Source organism: Salmonella sp. SAL04213 (assembly GCF_046550535.1).
GTDB classification, from domain to species: Bacteria; Pseudomonadota; Gammaproteobacteria; order Enterobacterales; family Enterobacteriaceae; genus Salmonella; species Salmonella enterica.
In genome coordinates this window covers 914,602-935,041 of the sequence record NZ_JBGDXS010000001.1, presented here as the reverse complement: position 1 = coordinate 935,041, position 20,440 = coordinate 914,602, and the positions used below count along the sequence as shown (strand labels likewise).

The following is a 20,440-nucleotide window of genomic DNA, read 5'->3' as shown; positions in this document are numbered from 1 at the left end:
TCGAAACAATTCTGTTGAGCAGAAATGCGAACTAAGCGTCACAACGTAGGTCACAATGCCTGGTTTAGCCCTTTCATTTGCGTGGGCATGGCGTGCTATTGCCGCCGTCACAGCAGCCGTAATAAAGATAAGAAGTTAGCAGGAGAGCATGATGTTTAAATCTTTTTTCCCAAAGCCAGGGCCGTTTTTCATGTCGGCGTTTGTTTGGGCGCTGATCGCCGTCATTTTCTGGCAGGCAGGAGGAGGAGATTGGGTGGCGCGACTTGTAGGGGCATCCGATGAAGTGCCTATCAGCGCAGCGCGCTTCTGGTCGCTGGACTATCTGATTTTTTATGCTTATTACCTGATTTGCGTGGGATTATTTGCAACGTTCTGGTTCATCTATAGCCCGCACCGCTGGCAGTACTGGTCGATACTTGGCACCTCGCTCATTATTTTTGTCACCTGGTTTTTGGTGGAGGTTGGCGTTGCGGTTAACGCCTGGTACGCACCATTCTATGATTTGATTCAAACGGCGCTCAGCTCGCCGCACAAGGTCACTCTTGGTCAATTTTATCATGAAGTGGGGGTGTTTCTCGGTATTGCGCTTATCGCCGTGGTGATCGGCGTGCTGAACAACTTCTTTGTCAGCCACTATGTATTTCGCTGGCGTACCGCAATGAATGAGCACTATATGGCGCACTGGCAGTACCTGCGCCATATCGAAGGGGCTGCCCAGCGTGTGCAGGAAGACACCATGCGTTTTGCCTCTACACTGGAGAACATGGGCGTGAGTTTTATCAATGCCATCATGACGCTCATCGCCTTTCTGCCGGTGTTGGTCACTCTGTCAGCGCATGTGCCGAATTTACCCATCGTAGGGCATATCCCTTACGGCCTGGTCATTGCCGCTATAGTCTGGTCATTAATGGGGACGGGCCTGCTGGCGGTCGTCGGGATCAAATTGCCGGGGCTGGAATTTAAAAATCAGCGAGTGGAAGCCGCTTATCGTAAGGAGCTGGTCTACGGTGAAGATGACGCCAGCCGCGCCACGCCGCCCACCGTCCGTGAACTGTTTAGCGCGGTGCGCCATAACTACTTCCGTCTCTACTTTCACTATATGTATTTCAACATCGCGCGCATTCTCTATTTGCAGGTCGATAACGTTTTCGGTTTGTTCCTGCTGTTTCCTTCCATTGTTGCCGGTACGATTACGCTGGGGCTGATGACGCAAATCACCAACGTGTTTGGCCAGGTGCGCGGTTCGTTCCAGTATTTGATTAACTCCTGGACGACGCTGGTGGAGCTGATGTCTATTTATAAACGTTTACGTAGCTTTGAACGCCAGTTGGATGGTCAGCCAGTTCAGGAAGTGACCCACTCTTTTAGCTAACAGAAGGAAACGTTATGTCGGCGGCGTCCCGTCTTTATCCTCTGCCTTTTCTGGCGGTCGCCATATTGGCTGGCTGTAGTAGTCAATCCGGGCAGCCGGTGAGCAAGGGCGAGAAGCCTGTCGACGTGGCAAGCGTAGTACGTCAGAAAATGCCAGCCACTGTCAAAGACAGAGAGGCCTGGGCGAAAGATATCGCGACAACGTTTAAGAGCCAGGGGCTGGCGCCGACGGTAGAAAATATCTGTTCGGTGCTGGCTGTCGCCCAGCAGGAGTCCGGTTATCAGGCGGATCCTGTCGTGCCGGGGCTAAGTAAAATCGCCTGGCAGGAGATTGATCGCCGCGCTGAACGACTACGCATCCCGCTGTTTCTGGTGCACACCGCGCTGAAAATTAACTCCCCCAACGGCAAGAGCTATAGCGAACGCCTGGACACGGTAAAAACCGAAAAACAGCTTAGCGCTATTTTTGACGATTTTATCAATATGGTCCCTATGGGGCAGACGCTATTTGGCTCATATAACCCGGTGCATACGGGCGGCCCGATGCAGGTCAGCATTGCCTTTGCCGAACAGCACGCGAAAGGCTATCCGTGGAAGATGACGGGTACGGTACGTCAGGAGGTCTTTACGCGCCGTGGCGGGTTGTGGTTTGGAACCTACCATTTGCTGAATTACCCGGCGAACTACAGCGCGCCTGTTTTCCGCTTCGCCGACTTCAACGCGGGATGGTACGCCAGCCGTAACGCTGCGTTCCAGAATGCCGTCAGTAAAGCCAGTGGGGTAAAACTGGCGCTGGATGGCGATCTGATTCGTTATAACAGCAAGGAGCCGGGCAAAACAGAGTTAGCGGTGCGCAAACTGGCAGGGCAGTTGGGAATGAGTGAGCGTGAAATTCGCAGCCAACTGGAGAAAGGCGATAGCCTGGCGTTTGAAAAAACGGCGCTCTACAAGAAAGTCTATAAACTGGCCGAGGTCAAAACGGGCAAGACGCTTGCGCGGGAAATGTTGCCCGGTATTCAACTGGAAAGCCCGAAGATCACGCGCAAGCTGACGACCGCCTGGTTTGCTAAACGAGTTGATGAGCGGCGGGCGCGGTGTATGGGGCGATAAATTTCGCGCTGGGATATTTTCTCCAGCGCGCTAAGGTTTATTGGTGACGGTGACGCCAGCGTAAAAACGCGGCGATAACGGCGAAAATGAGGCAGCCCGTGAGGAAGGGCACCAGGCCAAAAATCGTCCCGACGCCCAGCCCAATCTCTACCCGTGGTCGACCTGTATCCTGTACCTGCATCAGATGCTCATAGATGCCCGGCGCATGAACCAGCAGGTTTAAGAGTTGCGCTCCGGCCCAGAAGCAAAACAGTACAAATATGGCGTAAGCAATATTTCCGGGCGTAGAGGAGGTTTCTCGATGCTTCCCGCTGAACAGCGATTTTGAGAGAGTGAAATCAGCCATAAAGACCTCCAGGATGATCGGCTACGATCTGGCGTTATGCCATCGGCTTACTGTGAAGTCTGACAGGTCATTGTGTTTGTCAATATCAGAATCATGGTAATTTCACATACGGAATGTATCCATCGCGTAAATTTTTGTTAGTTGTCACAAAACGATCACTTTTATCAAAATCAATTAACATTTAAGAAATTCCGTATCCCCCACAGACTCGCTCGCCAGAAGTATGCAAAAATACGTTTTTGTTGCTGTTAATACGTCGGAGTCGTTATGCGTTTGCCTGTAAAAATTCGTCGTGACTGGCACTACTATGCCTTCTCTATTGGCCTTATCTTTATTTTGAATGGTGTCGTAGGATTGCTGGGATTTGAGGCGAAAGGATGGCAAACCTATGGTGTTGGGCTGGTAACGTGGATTATTAGCTTCTGGCTGGCGGGGTTCATCATTCGCCGGCGCGAAGATGGTGAGGTAAAAGACGCCCGATAAACGTTGCGCTATCGGGCGTGCGCTATTACATCGTGGTTTTTAAGGCGTTATTCGCCGTATGGCGTTCCAGCGCCAGCTCAATCAGACGGCTGATCAAATCGGTATAGCCCAATCCGCTCGCCTGCCAGAGTTTTGGATACATACTGATATTGGTAAAACCTGGCAGCGTATTAATCTCGTTAATCACGACCTCATTGTCTGCCGTTAAGAAGACATCGACACGCGCCATACCCGCGCATCCCAGCGTCTGATAAGCCTGGATCGCGATCGCGCGGATCTTGTCATTCACCTCGGAAGGGATCTGCGCAGGCACGACAACTTGTGCGCCATTATCATCAATATACTTAGTATCGTAGGCGTAAAATTCGCTGTTCAGTACGATTTCGCCGCAGGTACTGGCCTGTGGGTTATCGTTACCTAATACGGCGCATTCGATCTCGCGCCCTTTGATCCCTTGCTCCACCACCACTTTATGATCGAATTCGAAAGCCAGCGCGACCGCCTGCTGATATTGCGCTTCGTTAGCGACTTTACTGACGCCGACCGAAGAGCCCTGATTGGCGGGCTTAACGAACAGCGGCAGTCCCAGACGGGATTCAACCTCGGCAAAACTAAACGCGTGACGATTCGTTCGGGTGAGTGTAATAAACGGGGCGATATTCAGTCCTGCATCGCGTAGCAGTCGTTTGGCTACGTCTTTATCCATGCAGGCTGCGGAGCTCAGCACGTCTGAACCGACAAACGGTAAGTTTGCGACGCGCAGCATCCCCTGCAATGAGCCGTCTTCGCCCAGCGTACCGTGGACGATAGGAAAAATAACATCTACCGTCGGTAGCGGCTGCCCGTTTTGGGCGTTAATCAATTGGTGTTGATGTTTGCCAGGCACCTGGGCCAGACTGATTGCCGAAGGACGTAGCGCGATATGTGCCGGATCGTCTGCATTCTGCAAATAATTTTCCGCATCGTTAACATGCCATTGTCCCGCCTTATCTATCCCTAACAGCACCACGTCGAAGCGGGTTTTATCGATCGCATCAACGATATTTTTCGCTGATTGCAAAGACACTTCATGTTCCGCCGACTTACCGCCAAATACTATTCCTACCCGCAATTTCGCCATCTTAAAAACCCATTCCATCGAATGCAAAGCGTATACATTACCACGACAAAACGCGGGTTTCGCGGGGTTCTGCCATAATGTTTATGGGATGTGAGAACGGAGGCCGCGTGAGAGGTAAGGGTTTTCTGATTATTGTGCTGTTGGGCGGTATTGGCGGGCTGGGATATCGTTATCTTCCCTCTTATTATAATCCTTTTGCTCCGCTACAACTTGCCGATCCGCCAGGCTGGATCACTACCTTCAAACTACAGCGCCTGACGCCGTCGCAGTGCCGGGAGCTTTTGACGGCGGCCAATCAACAGGGATTAATTTCATCACAACCTGTTGCGGATAGCGCTGGTGAATGTCCCTTGTCCCATGTTGTGCGCGTCAGAGATTTTGGTCAGGTCAAACTGAGCAGCAGTTTTTTAGCCTCCTGCCCGTTGGCGCTGCGCTCCGCGCTGTTTGTCGAACAGCAGGCAAAACCTTTAACAGAAACGTGGATGAAGCGCCGCCTGACCCGCATCGAACATCTGGGTAGCTATGCCTGCCGTAATATTTATCACCGCCCGGATGCGCGTCGCAGTGAACATGCCAGCGCAGAAGCGCTGGATGTCAGCGGGTTTCAGCTATCAGATGGCCGAAAAATCACTGTCCTGCGCGGCTGGGGGCGTCAGGAGACGGGGCCCTGGTTACGCGCTATGTTAAACGCCAGTTGCCATTATTATGGCAATGGGCTCGGGCCTGACTATAACGCTGCGCATGCTAACCATTTTCATCTTGGAATGCGGGGCTACGGCGTGTGTCGTTAAAGCATAAACGTCTGCCTTGCGCGGCTATATAATGTGACATGTTTCACAAAAATGATGAACGGGGAGACAAAATAGCAAAGTGTGACGTATCGCACCTCTGGAACCACCAGGAAAAAGAGAACTTGCTAAGCTAACGCGTATTTTCAGCTACTTACCGTTACGAGTCTTATGGAATCCTGGAAAGTTAATCTAATTTCCGTTTGGTTTGGATGTTTTTTTACCGGGCTGGCAATCAGCCAAATCCTGCCATTCTTACCCCTTTATATTTCCCAGCTTGGCGTCTCTTCCCATGAAGCGTTATCAATGTGGTCCGGGTTAACGTTTAGCATCACGTTTCTTATTTCCGCCATTGTGTCGCCGATGTGGGGCAGTCTCGCCGATCGTAAAGGGCGTAAACTGATGCTATTGCGCGCGTCGCTCGGGATGGCGATAGCTATTCTACTGCAGGCATTTGCGACCCATGTCTGGCAACTTTTCCTGTTGCGCGGAATCATGGGGTTAACGTCAGGCTATATCCCCAATGCCATGGCGCTGGTAGCCTCTCAGGTACCGCGCGAACGTAGCGGCTGGGCGCTCAGTACGCTTTCTACCGCGCAGATCAGCGGCGTTATCGGCGGGCCGTTAATGGGCGGCTTTGTCGCGGATCATATCGGGCTGCGGGCGGTATTTCTGATTACCGCCATGCTGTTGGTGGTGAGCTTTCTGGTCACGCTATTTTTAATTAAAGAAGGCGTGCGTCCGGTCATCAAGAAAAGCGAACGCCTGAGCGGTAAAGCCGTTTTTGCGTCGTTACCTTATCCTGCGCTGGTGATCAGTTTGTTTTTTACCACGATGGTCATTCAACTCTGTAATGGTTCCATCAGTCCAATCCTGGCGCTGTTTATCAAATCAATGATGCCGGACAGTAATAACATCGCCTTTCTTAGCGGGTTAATTGCCTCGGTGCCCGGTATCTCTGCGCTTATCTCCGCGCCTCGCCTGGGAAAACTTGGCGACAGAATCGGCACGGAAAGAATTCTGATGGCCACGCTTATCTGCGCAGTGCTGCTTTTCTTCGCGATGTCCTGGGTCACCACGCCGTTCCAGTTGGGGCTGTTGCGTTTCTTGTTGGGCTTTGCCGATGGCGCGATGTTACCCGCCGTACAAACGTTATTGGTGAAATACTCCAGTGACCAAATTACCGGACGTATTTTTGGCTACAACCAGTCATTTATGTACCTGGGCAACGTGGTTGGGCCGTTGATGGGCGCGACGGTATCGGCGATGGCCGGTTTCCGCTGGGTTTTTATCGCTACGGCGGCGATCGTGTTGATCAATATCGGGCAACTGACCCTGGCGTTACGTCGTCGGCGTAACGCGCAAAAAGCGAAAGGCCAATAGCGGTGCATCGTAACGGCGCTTCTGCCGTTACGATATGGTTTAAATTAAAAGATATATTCTTTATCCGTGAAGTTTTTCTATAGATGGCATAACCTTAAATTATGATATAGCGTGATTATTGTTTTTTGATGGTTTATTATCGTCTCGTTTTCGGTCTGAGAAACGTTTCGCTGCGGCGACAGTGATAATTATTTGTGTAAAGTTCTTCCTGTATCATAAAAATAGTACTTTCAGCCTCTAGGCAGTGGTTCTTCATAGTGATAACGTCACCCTGGAACTAATAAGGAAATATGGTCATGAAAAATCTCATAGCAGAGTTGTTGCTTAAGCTAGCCCAAAAAGAAGAAGAGTCGAAAGAACTGGTTGCTCAGGTAGAAGCGTTAGAGATTATCGTCACAGCAATGTTACGTAACATGGCGCAAAACGAGCAGGAGATGTTGATACGTCAGGTAGAGGGGGCACTTGAAGGCGTAAAGCCGGATGCCAGCGTTCCTGATCACGATACGGAATTGCTGCGCCAATATGTAAAAAAGTTGCTGAGACACCCCCGGCACTAATCGTATTTTAAAACAACACAGTTGTTATAACGTTACTTTTATGAAATAACATAGCCGCTTCGTTTTTATTTTCTTCTGGGTAATACAGAGCAAAATAAAAACGAAGCGGCTATGGTAATAACAGTGTAACGTTATGCGCTGTTCTTCTGCATCCTGCCAGTGTGACTGTGGATAATCGAATTGCACATTAGCCTACGGTTTGTCAATCAATAAAACATCTATTGCTAACGGTAAGTAATACTTTTACAGCCGGGTGGTATTTTTGCCAGTAACAGCCAGACTTATATAAAGTCCCTGGGATATTTCCCAAAGGGACAACGTGTAATGTGTACACTGACAAAAGGATGGTGCTATGAAAATAACATTACTGGTGACTTTACTTTTTGGCCTGGTCTTTTTAACCGCCGTCGGCGCAACCGAGAAACCGTTAACGCCGCAACAGCAGCGCATGACGACCTGTAATCAGCAGGCGACAGCGCAAGCGTTGAAAGGCGATGCGCGTAAAACTTACCTTAGCGACTGCCTGAAAAACAGTCAGTCAGCCCCTGGCGAGAAAAGCCTGACGCCGCAACAGCAGAAAATGCGTGAATGCAATGTTCAGGCGACGGAACAATCCCTGAAAGGCGATGACCGTAGCAAGTTTATGAGCGCCTGCCTGAAAAAAGCGGCGTAGTGCTATCGGGTGAGTCCTGAAAAACACTCACCCGAAATTTCATACTCCCTCCATGCGCTCTGTTTCTATAATTTGGGAAAATTGTTTCTAAATGTTCCCAAAAATAATGAATGATGAAAATTTTTACCGAAAAGCGGTTGAACAGGCGGTAACGCCGCCTGACCCTCCTGATGATCGTCAGCGCTCCGGATTGCGCTTCGCCCGGCGCATCAGGCTACCGCGCGCGGTGGGGTTAGGGGGGATGTTTTTACCGGTGGCCGCCGTGTTAGTGTCGCAACCTGTCTTTGGCGGCTGGTGGCTATTGCTGGTCGGCTGGTCTTTTGTCTGGCCGCATCTGGCGTGGCAGTGGGCGGCGAAAGCCCTTGATCCGCTACGCCAGGAAATTTACAACCTGAAAGTGGATGCGATCCTCTCCGGCATGTGGATCGCGTTGATGGGCGTCAATATGTTGCCTGCCGCCGCGCTGTTTATGATGATGAGCATGAATCTGATGGGCGCTGGCGGGCGGCGGCTATTCACTGTCGGAATGGGCCTTTTGCTGGCGTCATGTCTGGTGACGTTGCAGCTTACCGGGCTACCCGTCGCGATGCGAAGCTCGTCGCTGGAAGTCACACTCTCTTTGCCCGTCATTATGTTGTATCCGCTTCTGTTCGCCTGGGTAAGTTATCAAACGGCCATTAAATTAGCGGAACATAAGCGACGCTTGCAGGCGATGAGTTCGCGGGATGGCATGACCGGCGTCTATAACCGACGCCACTGGGAAATTTTATTACGTAATGAATTCGATCACAGCCGACGCCACCATCGGGAGGCGACATTGTTGATTATCGATATCGATCATTTTAAGAGCATTAACGACACTTGGGGACATGATGTTGGGGATGAGGCTATTATCGCCCTGACGCGTCAATTACAGATAACGCTACGCGGGAGTGATATTATCGGGCGCTTTGGCGGCGACGAATTTGCGGTGATTATGTGCGGAACGCCGGCAGACAGCGCGATTACCGCCATGTCGCGAGTGCATGAACGGCTAAATACCTTACGCTTGCCGGGCGCGCCGCAGGTCATGTTACGTATCAGCGTGGGCGTGGCGCCGTTAACGCCACAAATCGGTCATTATCGGGAATGGCTAAAGTCTGCGGATATGGCGCTTTACAAAGCAAAGAATGCCGGACGTAACCGCACCGAAGTGGCGGCATGACGTCCAGCCGGGCTTCAGGATTTACTGAGCGCCTCTGATTTTTCCATACACTTCGTCATCGCTTCTATTACCGCAGCGCGGAAGCCACGTTCTTCCAGAACGCGTACGGCTTCAATCGTCGTTCCGCCAGGCGAGCACACCATATCTTTCAGTTCGCCGGGATGCTTTCCGGTTTCGAGTACCATTTTCGCCGACCCCATGACGGCCTGCGCGGCGAATTTATAAGCCTGAGCGCGAGGCATACCACCAAGAACGGCTGCGTCCGCCATCGCCTCGATAAACATAAAGACATAGGCCGGCGAAGATCCGCTCACGCCAACCACCGGATGGATCATCGGCTCAGCAATCACCTCCGCCTCGCCAAAGCAGCGGAAAATATTCAGCACATCAGCCGTATCTTCCGGTGTGACCAGCGCGTTGGGCGTGACGGAGGTCATTCCTGCGTTGACCAGCGACGGCGTATTCGGCATAGCGCGAATGATTTTACGGTCGTGTCCCAGCGCGCGCGCAAGCTGATCAAGCGTTACGCCTGCGGCGATAGAGACCACCAGCGAGTCTTTGTTCAGGCTGGAGGAGATTTCACTGAGCACTTTCACCATAATGCCCGGTTTTACCGCGCCGAAAACGATATCCGCGACCTGAGCGACCTCCTGCGCGCTTTGCGCTGCATTAATGCCGTACTGGTCATGCAGGGCGGCAACTTTATCGGGGGAGGGGGTGTAGACCCAGATCTGGCCGGGAAGTACCTGACCGCTGGCAATCAGTCCGCCAAGAATAGCCTTGCCCATATTACCGCAGCCAATAAAACCGATTTTCTTCTCCATCTCGTCACTCCCTATGTTTGTGTGTTATGGGGAATGGTTAGCTTAACGCGGATTGAAAACGGGCAGAAGGAGAAACAGCACTTTGATGAAAGACTAAAGCGCGAGACAATAAAAGATTGTATACCGTACGGGAGACATTATGACCATCTGGGTGGATGCGGATGCGTGTCCGAATGTCATTAAAGAAATTTTGTACCGCGCCGCCGAGCGGATGCAGTTGCCGCTTATTCTGGTTGCCAATCAGGCCTTGCGCGTGCCGCCTTCGCGTTTTATCCGCACGCTCCGCGTGGCCGCCGGGTTTGACGTGGCGGACAATGAAATCGTGCGTCAATGCGAAGCGGGCGATCTGGTGATTACCGCGGATATTCCGCTGGCGGCTGAAGTGCTGGAAAAAGGCGCTGCGGCTCTTAATCCCCGGGGAGAACGCTATAGCGACGCCACGATTCGCGAACGTCTGACGATGCGTGACTTTATGGACACGCTACGCGCCAGCGGCGTACAAACGGGGGGGCCAAACACTCTCTCGCCGCGCGATCGTCAGCATTTTGCCGCCGAGCTGGATAAGTGGTGGCTGGAAAGCCAGCGTAAAAAATAAATCCTGTAATGAAAAATTTACAGTTTATTCATTTCTGATTCTTGCTATAGTACTAATATTGTGACTTTAGTACCTTTGTGTAAATTATTATTTACATTTATGCGTTGTACTAGTTAGATGATATGATTATAACATTGCTGATATCAAATCCTGCGTATGCGCAGTTCCTGGGGGAACGCCTGCTATGATGCAACCTCTTTATCTTGTTGGCCCGCGGGGCTGTGGGAAAACCACCATCGGTATGGCGCTGGCGCAGGCAACCGGTTTTCGGTTTGCAGATACCGACCGCTGGCTGCAATCGCACGTGCAGATGAGCGTCGCTGATATCGTTGAAAAAGAAGGCTGGGGAGGGTTCCGCGCCCGGGAAACCGCGGCCCTGGAGGCGGTAAGCGCGCCTTCGACTGTCGTGGCGACGGGAGGCGGTATTATTCTCACGGAGTATAACCGACGTTATATGCACCGTGTTGGCGTAGTGATTTATCTGTGCGCGCCGGTATCCACGCTGGTTAACCGGCTTGAGGCTGAACCTGAAGCGGATCTGCGCCCGACCCTCACCGGCAAGCCGTTGAGCGAAGAGGTTCGGGAAGTGCTTGAGCAGCGTGACGCGTTGTATCGCGAAACGGCGCATTACATTATTGACGCGACGAAAGCGCCGGCCCAGGTCGTTTCTGAAATTATTGCGGCGCTGCCGCCGTCGACGCAACGGTTACAGGGAGATGTCTATACTTAACGCTCACCCAGAATAAAGGAAACGTTATGCCAACCAGACCACCTTATCCGCGGGAAGCTTATATCGTCACCATTGAAAAAGGCACGCCGGGCCAGACGGTGACGTGGTATCAGCTACGGGCTGACCATCCGAAACCTGATTCGCTCATCAGCGAGCATCCGACCGCAGAAGAAGCGATGGATGCGAAAAAACGTTACGAAGATCCGGATAAATCATAGACGCATGAACCACTCGGAAGGGATTCTGAGTACCCCTAAATTGTATCTCCATCACATTCTTGAAACATTGATACTGGCAACTAAAACCGTAAATTAAGCGATAACAATACAATATTGGAGTTATTTGGAATCTTTACACAATACGTTGCTCATCTGCTGCTACGCTTTCTGAGATTTGTAGGGCAGGTAGCGCGGTGAGCGTGTGAATATTTGCCCGGGAATTACGACGAAGTAATAAGGTGGAATAAAAATGAGTGCGTCGTTGGCAATCCTCACAATCGGCGTTGTGCCAATGAGCGAAGTGTTACCGCTTCTGACGGAATACATCGACGAACAACACATCACCCATCATAGCCTGCTGGGAAAAATGAGCCGGGAAGACGTTATGGCGGATTACGCTGTAGAGCCTGGCGACGATCCGCTTTTGACGTTGCTAAATGATAACCAGATAGCCCATGTTTCCCGCCAGAAGGTGGAGCGAGATTTACAGAGCGTTGTCGAGGTGCTGGATAACCAGGGTTATGACGTCATTATACTGATGAGCACCGCGGCGATTAAAAGTATGGCAGCCCGTAATTCTATTTTGCTTGAACCGCTGCGTATTATTCCACCGCTTGTCGCCTCTATTGTGGATGGGCATCAGGTGGGCGTGATTGTGCCTGTTGCAGAACTTCTGGCGGCCCAGGAGAAAAAATGGCAGGTATTGCAAATGCCGCCGGTGTATTCGCTGGCGAATCCGGTTCACGGTTCTGAGCAACAGTTAATTGATGCCGGGCAGGCGCTACTGGATCAAGGCGCGGACGTCATTATGCTGGATTGTCTGGGTTTTCATCAGCGTCATCGGGATATTTTACAGCAGGCGCTGGATGTGCCGGTTTTACTCTCTAATGTTTTGATTGCGCGGTTAGCTTCAGAACTGCTTGTCTAATTTTACGTGACAGGCCGAACGTCAGGACTCTATATTGGGTGTTAATTTAATAATGAGACGGGGCCTGATTATGCTACAAAGCAATGAATACTTTTCCGGGAAAGTGAAGTCTATTGGATTTACCAGCAGTAGCACCGGCCGGGCCAGCGTTGGTGTGATGGCGGAAGGGGAGTATACATTTGGCACCGCCGAACCCGAAGAGATGACGGTTGTGAGCGGCGCGTTGAAGGTACTGTTGCCGGGAACTGTCGAATGGAAAGTGTATACAGCCGGTGAGGTGTTTAACGTGCCTGGCCACAGCGAGTTTCATCTCCAGGTTGCTGAGCCCACCTCGTATCTGTGCCGCTATTTGTAACGGTGAGTCCCCTCTCCGGCGGAGAGGGGCCATCTGGTTAGCGCTGCGCTTCGCCGCCTAATCCTTCCACCAGGCTTTGAATCAGCGCCGCCAGCTCGCCGGTCATCAGGATAAAGTCCGCGTCAAAACGTTGGGCAAAATCTTCCCGGTCGATATCTTCGTTCTGGTCGCGCAGCTCATCGCAGAATTTCAGACGCTTAATGGAGCCGTCATCGCACATGACGAATTGAATGCGCTGCTGCCAGTCGAGCGCCAGCTTCGTGACCACTTTACCCGCTTCAATATGAACGGCGATCTCGTCGCTGACCAGATCCTGCTTTTTCGCGCGGATCACGCCGCCATCTTCCAGCATCGCTTTCAATTCGGCTTCGTCCAGCAACTGGAAACCCTGAGCGACCGTACCGGAGCGCACCCACTCGGTGAGCGTCAGCTCAATCGGATTTTCCAGCGCCAGCGGGACGACCGGCAGCGAGCCAAGACTTTTACGCAGTAGCGCCAAAGTATCTTCCGCTTTTTTCGCGCTGGCGCAGTCAACCATAATCAGGCCGTTAACGGTATCAATCCACATCATTGTCTGACTGAAGCGGCTAAACGCGCGCGGCAGCAACGAATGCAACACTTCATCCTTCAGGGAATCTTTTTCCGTCTTCTTCAGCTTGCGTCCCTGATCGGCTTCCAGTTTCTGGATTTTCGCCTCCAGAGCCTGTTTGATCACTGGCGATGGCAGGATTTTCTCTTCTTTGCGCGCGCAAATAATAATTTGGCCATTGGCGGTGTGCGTTAACGCATCGCTGTGAGAGCCCATCGGCGGAACCCAGCCCATTTTGGCCATATCCTGGCTACCGCATGGGGTAAACGTCATTGAGGCGAGCTGTTTCTCCATCTCTTCGGCGCGTAATGTGATATCGCGGCTAAGACGGTAAACCATTAAATTTTTGAACCACAGCATGATAATTTCCACGGCCTTGTCGTTAAATCCAGGCGGTATAGTAACGAATTGTCGGCAGGCTTGCATTGCCAATCAGAACGGTGAATTCTACCCTGTTGATATTCCCAAAAAATGAGGAGCGGTATGTGCGTATTGGTATCGATTTAGGCGGCACAAAAACGGAAGTCATTGCGCTTGATGATGCAGGAGAGCAGCGGTTTCGCCATCGTCTGCCTACGCCGCGGGAGGATTATCAGCAAACGATAGAAACCATCGCTACGCTGGTCGACATGGCGGAACAGGCGACCGGCCAGACCGGTAGCGTTGGCATTGGCATTCCCGGTTCTCTCTCGCCTTACACCGGCGTGGTAAAAAACGCTAACTCTACGTGGCTTAACGGCCAGCCGTTCGATAGCGATGTGAGCCGTCGTCTGAAGCGTGAAGTGCGGTTAGCCAACGATGCCAATTGCCTGGCGGTATCAGAGGCGGTGGATGGCGCGGCGGCGGGGGCGCAAACGGTATTTGCGGTGATTATCGGTACCGGGTGTGGCGCGGGCGTAGCGCTAAATGGCCGGGCGCACATCGGCGGCAACGGTACGGCAGGTGAATGGGGCCACAATCCGTTGCCGTGGATGGATGACGATGAGTTGCGTTACCGCGAAGAAATTCCCTGTTATTGCGGTAAACAAGGCTGTATCGAAACCTTTATTTCCGGTACGGGATTCGCCACGGATTACCAGCGTTTGAGCGGTAACGCGCTAAAAGGCGATGAGATTATTCGTCTGGTCGACGCGCAGGATGCCGTGGCGGAACTGGCGTTAAGCCGTTATGAGCTACGGCTGGCGAAAGCATTATCTCATGTCGTGAATATTCTGGATCCGGATGTCATTGTGCTGGGCGGCGGTATGAGCAATGTTGAGCGCCTGTACAAGACGGTTCCGTCGCTGATGAAATCGTTTGTTTTTGGCGGCGAGTGCGAGACGCCGGTACGTAAGGCGCGGCATGGCGATTCGAGCGGCGTGCGCGGCGCGGCCTGGCTGTGGCCGCTGGCGTAACGTTGCTAGCCGGATGGCGCGTCATCCGGCAACCGGCGTGACCGATGGCTGCTTGTGTTTTAGACGTCCGTATACCAGCAACGACGACATGGCGGAAAACGAGAGCAGGGCGGCGGGAAGCGCCACATAGTGGTACGCAAAACCTAGTGTCAGCATCAGCCCGCCGCACCAGGCGCCAATCGCGCTACCGAGATTAAACGCGATTTGCCCTCCCGCCGCGCCCAGCAGTTCGCCGCCTTTGGCGTTTTGCAGCAGCAGGATTTGCAGCGGCGCAGAGAGCGCAAACAGACCAGCGCAGCAGATAAACGCGAAAGTCAGCGATGCCGTTTTGTATTCGCTGAAGAAAAAGAGCGCCATGAGAGAGAGCACGATAACGAGGTCAGTCACTACCGCGATGCGCAGCGGAGTATATCTGCCGGAGAGTTTGCCGCTTAACAGATTGCCTAACACCATCCCCAGCCCGACCAGCATCATAATAAACGTCATGCTCGTCTCCGAAAAACCGGAGATGTACATCATAAATGGCTTGATATAGCTGAACCAGGCAAAAACGCCCGCATTGCCGAACATCGTGGCGGCGAAAATGAGCCACGGCGCAGGACTACGCAAGAAGTGGAACTGCTCGCGCAGGCTGCCTTGGGCTTTGTCACGGATATCCGGCACCCAGAAGAAAATCGCGGTGAGCACGGCGATGTTGAAAACCGCGATCAATAAAAAGGTGTAGCGCCAGCTAAATTCCTGGCTCAGGTAAGTGCCGACCGGAATGCCCACCAGATTCGCCACCGTCATCCCTGAAACCATACCCGCGACGGCGGCGGTGACTTTCCCGGGGCGGATAATCTTTGACAGGACAATGGCGCCGACGCCAAAAAAGGCGCCGTGCGGAAAGCCGGAAACCAGTCTGCCGACGGCGAGCATCAGATATGACGAGGAAAAGGTAAATATGGCATTGCCCATCACGCACAGCGTGACCAGAAACAGCAGTATATGTTTAAGCGAAAAGCGGCTGGAAAAGAGCGCCATAACAGGCGCGCCCAGCACGACGCCGAAGGCGTAAAACGAGATCATATGCCCGGCGGCGGGAATCGTTATCCCGACATCGCGTGCCAGCTCCGTCAGCACGCCCATAATGCCAAACTCGGCCATCCCCAGGCCGAACGTACCCAGCGCCAAAGAAAAAATAACTTTTTTCATACCACCTGCCGAAAATAAAGGCGCATGTTGCGCGCTGTGGCTGTGAATTGTCACAGCCAATCAACGTATAGCTTGCGGATAAGCGCGAGGTAATACCATTCCTTATCCGTCTTTGTGTATTCATTATTATGCTATGTCATGACAGTATGCTGTGCGCAGGATGACACTCGCGTTACTCCACAGCAAACGCTTTGTCCAGTTTGCTATAACCAAGCCCATTGATTTTTTTCACTTTTATCTGCACGGGGATACGTTCTTTCATGGCTTCCACATGGCTAATCACACCGATGGTCTTCCCGCTGGCATTCAACGCGTCGAGCGCATCCAGCGCGGCGTCCAGCGTTTCGCTATCAAGCGTGCCGAAGCCTTCGTCGAGGAACAAAGAATCAATGCGCGTTTTATGGCTGACCAAATCTGATAACGCCAGCGCCAGCGCCAGGCTGACCAGGAAACTTTCGCCGCCTGATAACGTTCGCGTATCGCGCACGGCGTCGGCCTGCCAGGTATCGACAACCTCCAGTTCCAGCGCGTCGCTGGCTTTGCGCTGCAATAAATAGCGGCCATGCAGGCGGGTGAGCTGATGATTCGCCAGCCAGACCAGATTATCCAGCGTCAGTCCCTGGGCGAATTTGCGGAACTTATCACCTTCTTTAGAGCCGATCAGCGCATTGAGATAGCCCCAGTCTTCCACTTGCTGAGAGGCTTGTTTCATTTCCGCCATCAGCGCCCGTTGGCGCTGCCGATTATCTGCATCCTGTTTAATTTGCTGGCGGATTTCCCCCTGGCGTGTCGTGTTTTCACGCAGTTGTTGCGCCAACTGCGCCAGCCGCTGCGCGAGCTGCTCCGCCGTACACGTTGGGTCCAGACCGGCGGGCGGCTGTTGCTGATGGTCAGCCAGCGCCTGCGTGGACTGCGCGCTTAACGCCTTCGCTTGTTGTAGCTGACTTTCCAGCGTTTGTTGTTGTTTTTCCAGACGGGTCACGGTCTCTTCATCCAGCAACGCCGCCAGGAACGTTGCCTGGCTGTCAAACGGGCTATTTTTTAACGCCGCATCAAAGTGCGCTATCGCCTCGGCGGCGCGCTGCTGTTCCTGCGTCGTCTGTTCCTGCAGGGTTTGCAACTGGCTTTGTAATGACACGCACTCATCATGCGCCTGCCGCCAGTTATCCAGCGGCACGTCGTCGTCGGAATCCGCGGTATCCGTTTGCGGTAGCGTTTCCAGCAACGGGGCAAGCCTGTCGATCTGCGTTTGCAAATCCGCGAACTCGGTCTGACGCTGTTGCCATATTTTCGCTTCGTCGGCGCGCTCATTCAGCCATGCGGCCTCGTCTTCTGGCGCTGGAAGGGAAAGCGTATACTGCGCCAAATCAGCCATCAGCGACGCCTGACGCTGCGCAATCTGCGCGGTAAAGCGCGCTACCTGTTCAGTATGCGCCGCGATTTGCGTTTGTAGAGCATGACGCTGGCTGAGCTGATCCAACTGTTGCTCATGCTCTTCCGCGGCGGCCAGCCAGCCCGCGAGGTCTTCTTGCGGCTGGAGCTGAACGCCCAGCGTAGCGCACAGCGTTTGCCATTCCTCAGTAAGCGCTTGCTCCTCCTGCAACAACGACTGCGCCTCGCTTTCATCCCGCTGTAATTGTTGCGTTAAGGCATCTAACTGTCCTCGCAGCGCGGCGCCTTCTTCCGCCAGCGTTTTGACCTCTTTTTCCAGCGCGTCGCGGCGGGTTTGATTCGCGCTCAGTTCCAGCGCCTGATAGGCGGCGATGGCCGGGTGCGTCGTCGAGCCGCAAAGCGGACATGGCTGGCCGGACTGTAAGTGCGCCCGCTGGCTTTCCAGATCTTTGATGCGCGCCTCCTGCTCGCAAATAGTGCGAACGTCCGCAAGCTCCTGCGCTTTAGTCTTATAACTCAGGCGTTTATCCGCCAGACGTTGGGTGTATTGCGTCTGCTCCTGATGATGACGCGCGATAGCTGCCTGTAGCTGCGCCTGACGCTTTTGTTTCGGGATAATTTGCCCCTGAAGCGCGGCGAGACGATGGCGTAGCGGACGCTGTCGGGTATGCAATGCTCTGGCTTCCGCCAGCGCCTGTGGCGTGAGGTCGAGCGTGAGCGGCGGTAGCGCATCACGCTGACGCGTATCGCTCAGCAACTGCTGTTGCCATTGGCTCAGTTGCGCCCGATCGTGGGATTGTTGTGTTAATAATGCTCGCCACCCCGCCAGTTCGCTGCGCCAGACGCGGATGCCGTCGTGTTCCGCCAGCCATGTCTTCAACCGCTGCCCTGTGGCGTTCAGTTGCGTGAATTGTCGATGCGCGCAGGCGCGGATACGCTGGCGCAGGCGATACGCGCTTTGTAAGCGAGCATTCACTTCATCACTGTGCTGGCGAACACGCTCAACGGCGCGGGTTTGTTCCTGAATGCGCTCCCAATGCGGGCGCAACTGGCGAGCGGGTTGCGCCAGAGTCAACGCCGCGAGCTGCGGCTGCGCTTTTTCTCGCGCCTCTTGCGCCGCGTACAGCGCCTGCTGTCGGGCGTGTAATTCAGTGTGGAGCTCGTTTTTTCGGGTCAGCCAGTGAAGGTGCTGCTGCTGTCCCTGCTGGTCGGCCAGCAGGCGTTTCTCTTCGTCAGTAAGCGCCTGCAAACTAGCTTCCAGTTGCTGTAACTGTTCGTCCGCCAATAGGGCGACGCCGCTGGCCTGCGCTTGTAACTTTTCCAGTTCGAGACGGGCTGATTTATGTTTTTCAAATACCTGTGCGGAGATCTGCCCGTAAATCTCAGTGCCGGTGAGCTCCTCCAGAAGCTCTGCGCGCTCTTTCGCTTTGGCGTTAAGAAAGGCGGCGAACTGCCCCTGTGATAACAACATCGAACGGGTGAAGCGCTCGTAGTCCAGCCCGGTCAACGTGGCGATCATCTCCAGTTTATCCTTTACCTTATCGGCAAAGATCTTTCCGTCTGAACACCGCGCCAGCTCTACGCGTGGGGCCTGGAGATTGCCGTCAGGCTGATTTCGGGCTCGGTTCTGGCTCCAGAACGCGCGCCAGGCTTCGCCTTTTACCTCGAACTCCACTTCGGCCAGACATTCCGCCGTATCGCGCGTCATCAAATCGTTTTGCGACTGCGATACCGTATTCAGGCGCGGCGTTTCGTGGTACAGCGCCAGGCAGATGGCGTCAAGCAAGGTGGTTTTTCCCGCGCCGGTCGGGCCGGTAATGGCGAATAACCCGTTACTGGCAAACGGTTCGGCGGTAAAATCGACCTTCCATTCTCCTTTCAGCGAGTTCAGGTTTTTCAGACGCAAACTGAGAATTTTCATGCCTCATGCTCCTCATTCAACGCGTAGAGCGTGCTGGAAAAGAGCTGATTCAGGCGCTCGCGCTGCGGGGGATCTAACGCTTCCAGCGCCAGACGCCGCGCAAAAACCTCCTCCACGCTAAGCTCGCTTAATGTTTCCCGCCGTTCGTTCGCCAGCGAGCGCTCGCGCTGTTCGCGGCTACGGCGCACCAGTAATACCTCTACGGGTAGCGACTCCGTTAGCGTCTGTATTCTGCGTTGGATATTGTGCAGATAGTCATCGGTGGTGATTTCAATATCCAGCCAGACGGGGGGCGATTGCTCAACGCCGCGCCACTGCTCAAGCTGTTCGGTAATTGATGCCAGGTCGCCTTTTAAAACCGCCAACGGTTGAGTCACGGGGACAGCCAGACTTTCGGTGCTTTGCCATTTCCCCTGGTCGAAGGTCACCAGATGCACGCATTTGCTTTTGCCGCACTCATCAAAGCTGAGGGCGATGGGCGAGCCGCAATAGCGGATATGCTCCGTGCCGCCGACACATTGCGCGCGGTGAATGTGTCCTAATGCGATATAATCCGCTGGGGGGAAATGCTGCGCCGGAAAGGCATCCAGCGTACCGATATAAATGTCGCGAACCGCATCGCTTTTGCTGGCGCCGACGGTGGTTAAATGTCCCGTCGCGATAACCGGCAGCTTTCGTTCGCCGCGTAGCTGGCATGCTTCCCGATATTGCTGTTGATAATAATCGGCAATCGCATGAAGAAGTTGCTGCTGTTTCTCGCTGCCGGATAATCCCGCCTGACTGGTAATAATGTCGCGCGGGCGCAAAAAGGGAATGGGGCACAGTACGGCGCCCGGAGAACCGTCGCGACGATGAAGTAGCCGCGGCGCATAGCCCGCGCTGGCGATCACGGTTGTATTGAGAAACGCCAGAATGTCGCGCGATTCGTTTAGCGTGGCGACGGAATCATGATTACCGGCCAGCACCACCAGATGACAGCCCGTTTGCTGTAAATTAACGACGAAACGGTTATAAAGTTCTCGGGCATAGCTTGGCGGCGAACCGGTATCAAAAATATCGCCAGCGACAATAATGGCATCCACCTGATGGGCCTGCGCGGTCTCCTGCAGCCAGTCCAGAAAAGCCTGATGCTCCGCGGCGCGGCTTTTACTGTAGAAGTTTTGTCCCAGATGCCAGTCAGAGGTGTGGAGGATGCGCATAATTGTTCCATGCAAAAAAAGCGTGAACGGGATTATACACGTCATCCCCTCCATTTTTGGGCGCAA

General features: G+C 53.4%; 21 protein-coding genes. 14 read left to right on the top strand and 7 right to left on the bottom strand.

The window, feature by feature from the left end; genetic code table 11:
- Positions 1-151: 151 nt before the first annotated feature.
- Both sbmA and yaiW read left to right on the top strand, forming a co-directional pair.
- On the top strand, positions 152-1,372 hold the full coding sequence (sbmA, locus tag ACLJPQ_RS04565; protein WP_000477024.1) for a peptide antibiotic transporter SbmA: 1,221 nt from the start codon (positions 152-154) through the stop codon (positions 1,370-1,372).
- 14 nt (positions 1,373-1,386) lie between these two features.
- Positions 1,387-2,481 carry a surface-exposed outer membrane lipoprotein YaiW gene (gene yaiW / locus ACLJPQ_RS04560; RefSeq protein ID WP_080184608.1) on the top strand — a complete coding sequence of 365 codons (1,095 nt, stop codon included), beginning with the start codon at positions 1,387-1,389 and terminating at the stop codon, positions 2,479-2,481.
- A gap of 37 nt (positions 2,482-2,518) precedes the next feature.
- Here the strand turns inward: yaiW and ACLJPQ_RS04555 are convergent, their stop codons facing one another.
- Entirely contained in the window at positions 2,519-2,827 is a 309-nt protein-coding gene (locus ACLJPQ_RS04555) for a YaiY family protein (RefSeq protein ID WP_000763139.1), read from the bottom strand.
- 267 nt (positions 2,828-3,094) lie between these two features.
- On the opposite strand from ACLJPQ_RS04555, the gene ACLJPQ_RS04550 reads away from it, so the two are divergent.
- Positions 3,095-3,310 (top strand): DUF2754 family protein, encoded by a 216-nt coding sequence (locus tag ACLJPQ_RS04550; RefSeq protein WP_001239242.1) that lies wholly within the window; start codon positions 3,095-3,097, stop codon positions 3,308-3,310.
- Between the two features lie 25 nt (positions 3,311-3,335).
- On the opposite strand, the gene ddlA is transcribed toward ACLJPQ_RS04550, so the two are convergent.
- Positions 3,336-4,430, bottom strand: coding sequence for a D-alanine--D-alanine ligase (gene ddlA, locus ACLJPQ_RS04545; protein WP_001096588.1), 1,095 nt, complete (start codon positions 4,428-4,430; stop codon positions 3,336-3,338).
- 77 nt (positions 4,431-4,507) lie between these two features.
- Here ddlA and ACLJPQ_RS04540 point away from each other — a divergent pair, with 77 nt between their 5' ends.
- The 5 genes from ACLJPQ_RS04540 to adrA all read left to right on the top strand — a co-directional run bounded on the left by ACLJPQ_RS04540 (position 4,508) and on the right by adrA (position 9,035).
- Positions 4,508-5,221: an extensin family protein gene (locus ACLJPQ_RS04540; protein ID WP_000480794.1), complete on the top strand. Its 714-nt coding sequence runs from the start codon at positions 4,508-4,510 to the stop codon at positions 5,219-5,221.
- A gap of 168 nt (positions 5,222-5,389) precedes the next feature.
- Complete coding sequence (locus ACLJPQ_RS04535) at positions 5,390-6,601, top strand: multidrug efflux MFS transporter (RefSeq protein ID WP_000446768.1); 1,212 nt, start codon at positions 5,390-5,392, stop codon at positions 6,599-6,601.
- Positions 6,602-6,897: 296 nt separating this feature from the next.
- Positions 6,898-7,158, top strand: a complete 261-nt coding sequence (gene iraP / locus ACLJPQ_RS04530) for an anti-adapter protein IraP (RefSeq protein ID WP_001518423.1) — start codon at positions 6,898-6,900, stop codon at positions 7,156-7,158.
- A gap of 352 nt (positions 7,159-7,510) precedes the next feature.
- On the top strand, positions 7,511-7,831 hold the full coding sequence (psiF, locus tag ACLJPQ_RS04525; protein ID WP_000705165.1) for a phosphate starvation-inducible protein PsiF: 321 nt from the start codon (positions 7,511-7,513) through the stop codon (positions 7,829-7,831).
- A gap of 91 nt (positions 7,832-7,922) precedes the next feature.
- Positions 7,923-9,035, top strand: coding sequence for a diguanylate cyclase AdrA (adrA, locus tag ACLJPQ_RS04520; RefSeq protein WP_000484102.1), 1,113 nt, complete (start codon positions 7,923-7,925; stop codon positions 9,033-9,035).
- 14 nt (positions 9,036-9,049) lie between these two features.
- On the opposite strand, the gene proC is transcribed toward adrA, so the two are convergent.
- Complete coding sequence (gene proC / locus ACLJPQ_RS04515) at positions 9,050-9,859, bottom strand: pyrroline-5-carboxylate reductase (RefSeq protein ID WP_000412193.1); 810 nt, start codon at positions 9,857-9,859, stop codon at positions 9,050-9,052.
- 139 nt (positions 9,860-9,998) lie between these two features.
- Here proC and ACLJPQ_RS04510 point away from each other — a divergent pair, with 139 nt between their 5' ends.
- The 5 genes from ACLJPQ_RS04510 to ppnP all read left to right on the top strand — a co-directional run bounded on the left by ACLJPQ_RS04510 (position 9,999) and on the right by ppnP (position 12,685).
- Entirely contained in the window at positions 9,999-10,454 is a 456-nt protein-coding gene (locus ACLJPQ_RS04510; protein ID WP_000158137.1) for a YaiI/YqxD family protein, read from the top strand.
- A gap of 184 nt (positions 10,455-10,638) precedes the next feature.
- On the top strand, positions 10,639-11,184 hold the full coding sequence (gene aroL, locus ACLJPQ_RS04505) for a shikimate kinase AroL (protein ID WP_000983569.1): 546 nt from the start codon (positions 10,639-10,641) through the stop codon (positions 11,182-11,184).
- Between the two features lie 26 nt (positions 11,185-11,210).
- Complete coding sequence (gene yaiA / locus ACLJPQ_RS04500) at positions 11,211-11,402, top strand: protein YaiA (RefSeq protein ID WP_001143161.1); 192 nt, start codon at positions 11,211-11,213, stop codon at positions 11,400-11,402.
- Positions 11,403-11,652: 250 nt separating this feature from the next.
- Positions 11,653-12,330 carry an AroM family protein gene (locus tag ACLJPQ_RS04495; protein WP_001276437.1) on the top strand — a complete coding sequence of 226 codons (678 nt, stop codon included), beginning with the start codon at positions 11,653-11,655 and terminating at the stop codon, positions 12,328-12,330.
- Positions 12,331-12,400: 70 nt separating this feature from the next.
- Positions 12,401-12,685 (top strand): pyrimidine/purine nucleoside phosphorylase, encoded by a 285-nt coding sequence (ppnP, locus tag ACLJPQ_RS04490; RefSeq protein WP_000941953.1) that lies wholly within the window; start codon positions 12,401-12,403, stop codon positions 12,683-12,685.
- A 37-nt stretch (positions 12,686-12,722) separates the two neighbouring features.
- Here ppnP and rdgC read toward each other — a convergent pair whose 3' ends face one another.
- Positions 12,723-13,634, bottom strand: a complete 912-nt coding sequence (rdgC, locus tag ACLJPQ_RS04485; RefSeq protein WP_000964305.1) for a recombination-associated protein RdgC — start codon at positions 13,632-13,634, stop codon at positions 12,723-12,725.
- 125 nt (positions 13,635-13,759) lie between these two features.
- Between rdgC and mak the strand changes: the two genes are divergently transcribed.
- Positions 13,760-14,668 (top strand): fructokinase, encoded by a 909-nt coding sequence (gene mak / locus ACLJPQ_RS04480; RefSeq protein WP_001219277.1) that lies wholly within the window; start codon positions 13,760-13,762, stop codon positions 14,666-14,668.
- 21 nt (positions 14,669-14,689) lie between these two features.
- Here mak and araJ read toward each other — a convergent pair whose 3' ends face one another.
- The 3 genes from araJ to sbcD form a co-directional block, all read right to left on the bottom strand.
- Complete coding sequence (araJ, locus tag ACLJPQ_RS04475; RefSeq protein ID WP_023182343.1) at positions 14,690-15,862, bottom strand: MFS transporter AraJ; 1,173 nt, start codon at positions 15,860-15,862, stop codon at positions 14,690-14,692.
- Positions 15,863-16,034: 172 nt separating this feature from the next.
- A complete protein-coding gene (sbcC, locus tag ACLJPQ_RS04470) occupies positions 16,035-19,175 on the bottom strand; it encodes an exonuclease subunit SbcC (RefSeq protein WP_080184607.1) in 3,141 nt (1,046 codons plus the stop codon).
- Positions 19,172-20,374 (bottom strand): exonuclease subunit SbcD, encoded by a 1,203-nt coding sequence (sbcD, locus tag ACLJPQ_RS04465; RefSeq protein WP_080184606.1) that lies wholly within the window; start codon positions 20,372-20,374, stop codon positions 19,172-19,174. Before sbcD ends, sbcC begins: the two co-directional genes overlap by 4 nt.
- Positions 20,375-20,440: the final 66 nt, after the last annotated feature.

What these genes read in the sequence shown, in the direction of transcription:
- proC (WP_000412193.1), bottom strand. Translation starts at nt 9,859, where the DNA reads ATGGAGAAGAAAATCGGTTTTATTGGCTGCGGTAATATGGGCAAGGCT.
- araJ (WP_023182343.1), bottom strand. Translation starts at nt 15,862, where the DNA reads ATGAAAAAAGTTATTTTTTCTTTGGCGCTGGGTACGTTCGGCCTGGGG.
- sbcD (WP_080184606.1), bottom strand. Translation starts at nt 20,374, where the DNA reads ATGCGCATCCTCCACACCTCTGACTGGCATCTGGGACAAAACTTCTAC.
- rdgC (WP_000964305.1), bottom strand. Translation starts at nt 13,634, where the DNA reads ATGCTGTGGTTCAAAAATTTAATGGTTTACCGTCTTAGCCGCGATATC.
- ACLJPQ_RS04540 (WP_000480794.1), top strand. Translation starts at nt 4,508, where the DNA reads ATGTTTATGGGATGTGAGAACGGAGGCCGCGTGAGAGGTAAGGGTTTT.
- aroL (WP_000983569.1), top strand. Translation starts at nt 10,639, where the DNA reads ATGATGCAACCTCTTTATCTTGTTGGCCCGCGGGGCTGTGGGAAAACC.
- ACLJPQ_RS04550 (WP_001239242.1), top strand. Translation starts at nt 3,095, where the DNA reads ATGCGTTTGCCTGTAAAAATTCGTCGTGACTGGCACTACTATGCCTTC.
- adrA (WP_000484102.1), top strand. Translation starts at nt 7,923, where the DNA reads ATGTTCCCAAAAATAATGAATGATGAAAATTTTTACCGAAAAGCGGTT.
- ddlA (WP_001096588.1), bottom strand. Translation starts at nt 4,430, where the DNA reads ATGGCGAAATTGCGGGTAGGAATAGTATTTGGCGGTAAGTCGGCGGAA.
- sbmA (WP_000477024.1), top strand. Translation starts at nt 152, where the DNA reads ATGTTTAAATCTTTTTTCCCAAAGCCAGGGCCGTTTTTCATGTCGGCG.
- ACLJPQ_RS04555 (WP_000763139.1), bottom strand. Translation starts at nt 2,827, where the DNA reads ATGGCTGATTTCACTCTCTCAAAATCGCTGTTCAGCGGGAAGCATCGA.
- psiF (WP_000705165.1), top strand. Translation starts at nt 7,511, where the DNA reads ATGAAAATAACATTACTGGTGACTTTACTTTTTGGCCTGGTCTTTTTA.
- ACLJPQ_RS04495 (WP_001276437.1), top strand. Translation starts at nt 11,653, where the DNA reads ATGAGTGCGTCGTTGGCAATCCTCACAATCGGCGTTGTGCCAATGAGC.
- ACLJPQ_RS04510 (WP_000158137.1), top strand. Translation starts at nt 9,999, where the DNA reads ATGACCATCTGGGTGGATGCGGATGCGTGTCCGAATGTCATTAAAGAA.
- ACLJPQ_RS04535 (WP_000446768.1), top strand. Translation starts at nt 5,390, where the DNA reads ATGGAATCCTGGAAAGTTAATCTAATTTCCGTTTGGTTTGGATGTTTT.
- ppnP (WP_000941953.1), top strand. Translation starts at nt 12,401, where the DNA reads ATGCTACAAAGCAATGAATACTTTTCCGGGAAAGTGAAGTCTATTGGA.
- yaiA (WP_001143161.1), top strand. Translation starts at nt 11,211, where the DNA reads ATGCCAACCAGACCACCTTATCCGCGGGAAGCTTATATCGTCACCATT.
- yaiW (WP_080184608.1), top strand. Translation starts at nt 1,387, where the DNA reads ATGTCGGCGGCGTCCCGTCTTTATCCTCTGCCTTTTCTGGCGGTCGCC.
- sbcC (WP_080184607.1), bottom strand. Translation starts at nt 19,175, where the DNA reads ATGAAAATTCTCAGTTTGCGTCTGAAAAACCTGAACTCGCTGAAAGGA.
- iraP (WP_001518423.1), top strand. Translation starts at nt 6,898, where the DNA reads ATGAAAAATCTCATAGCAGAGTTGTTGCTTAAGCTAGCCCAAAAAGAA.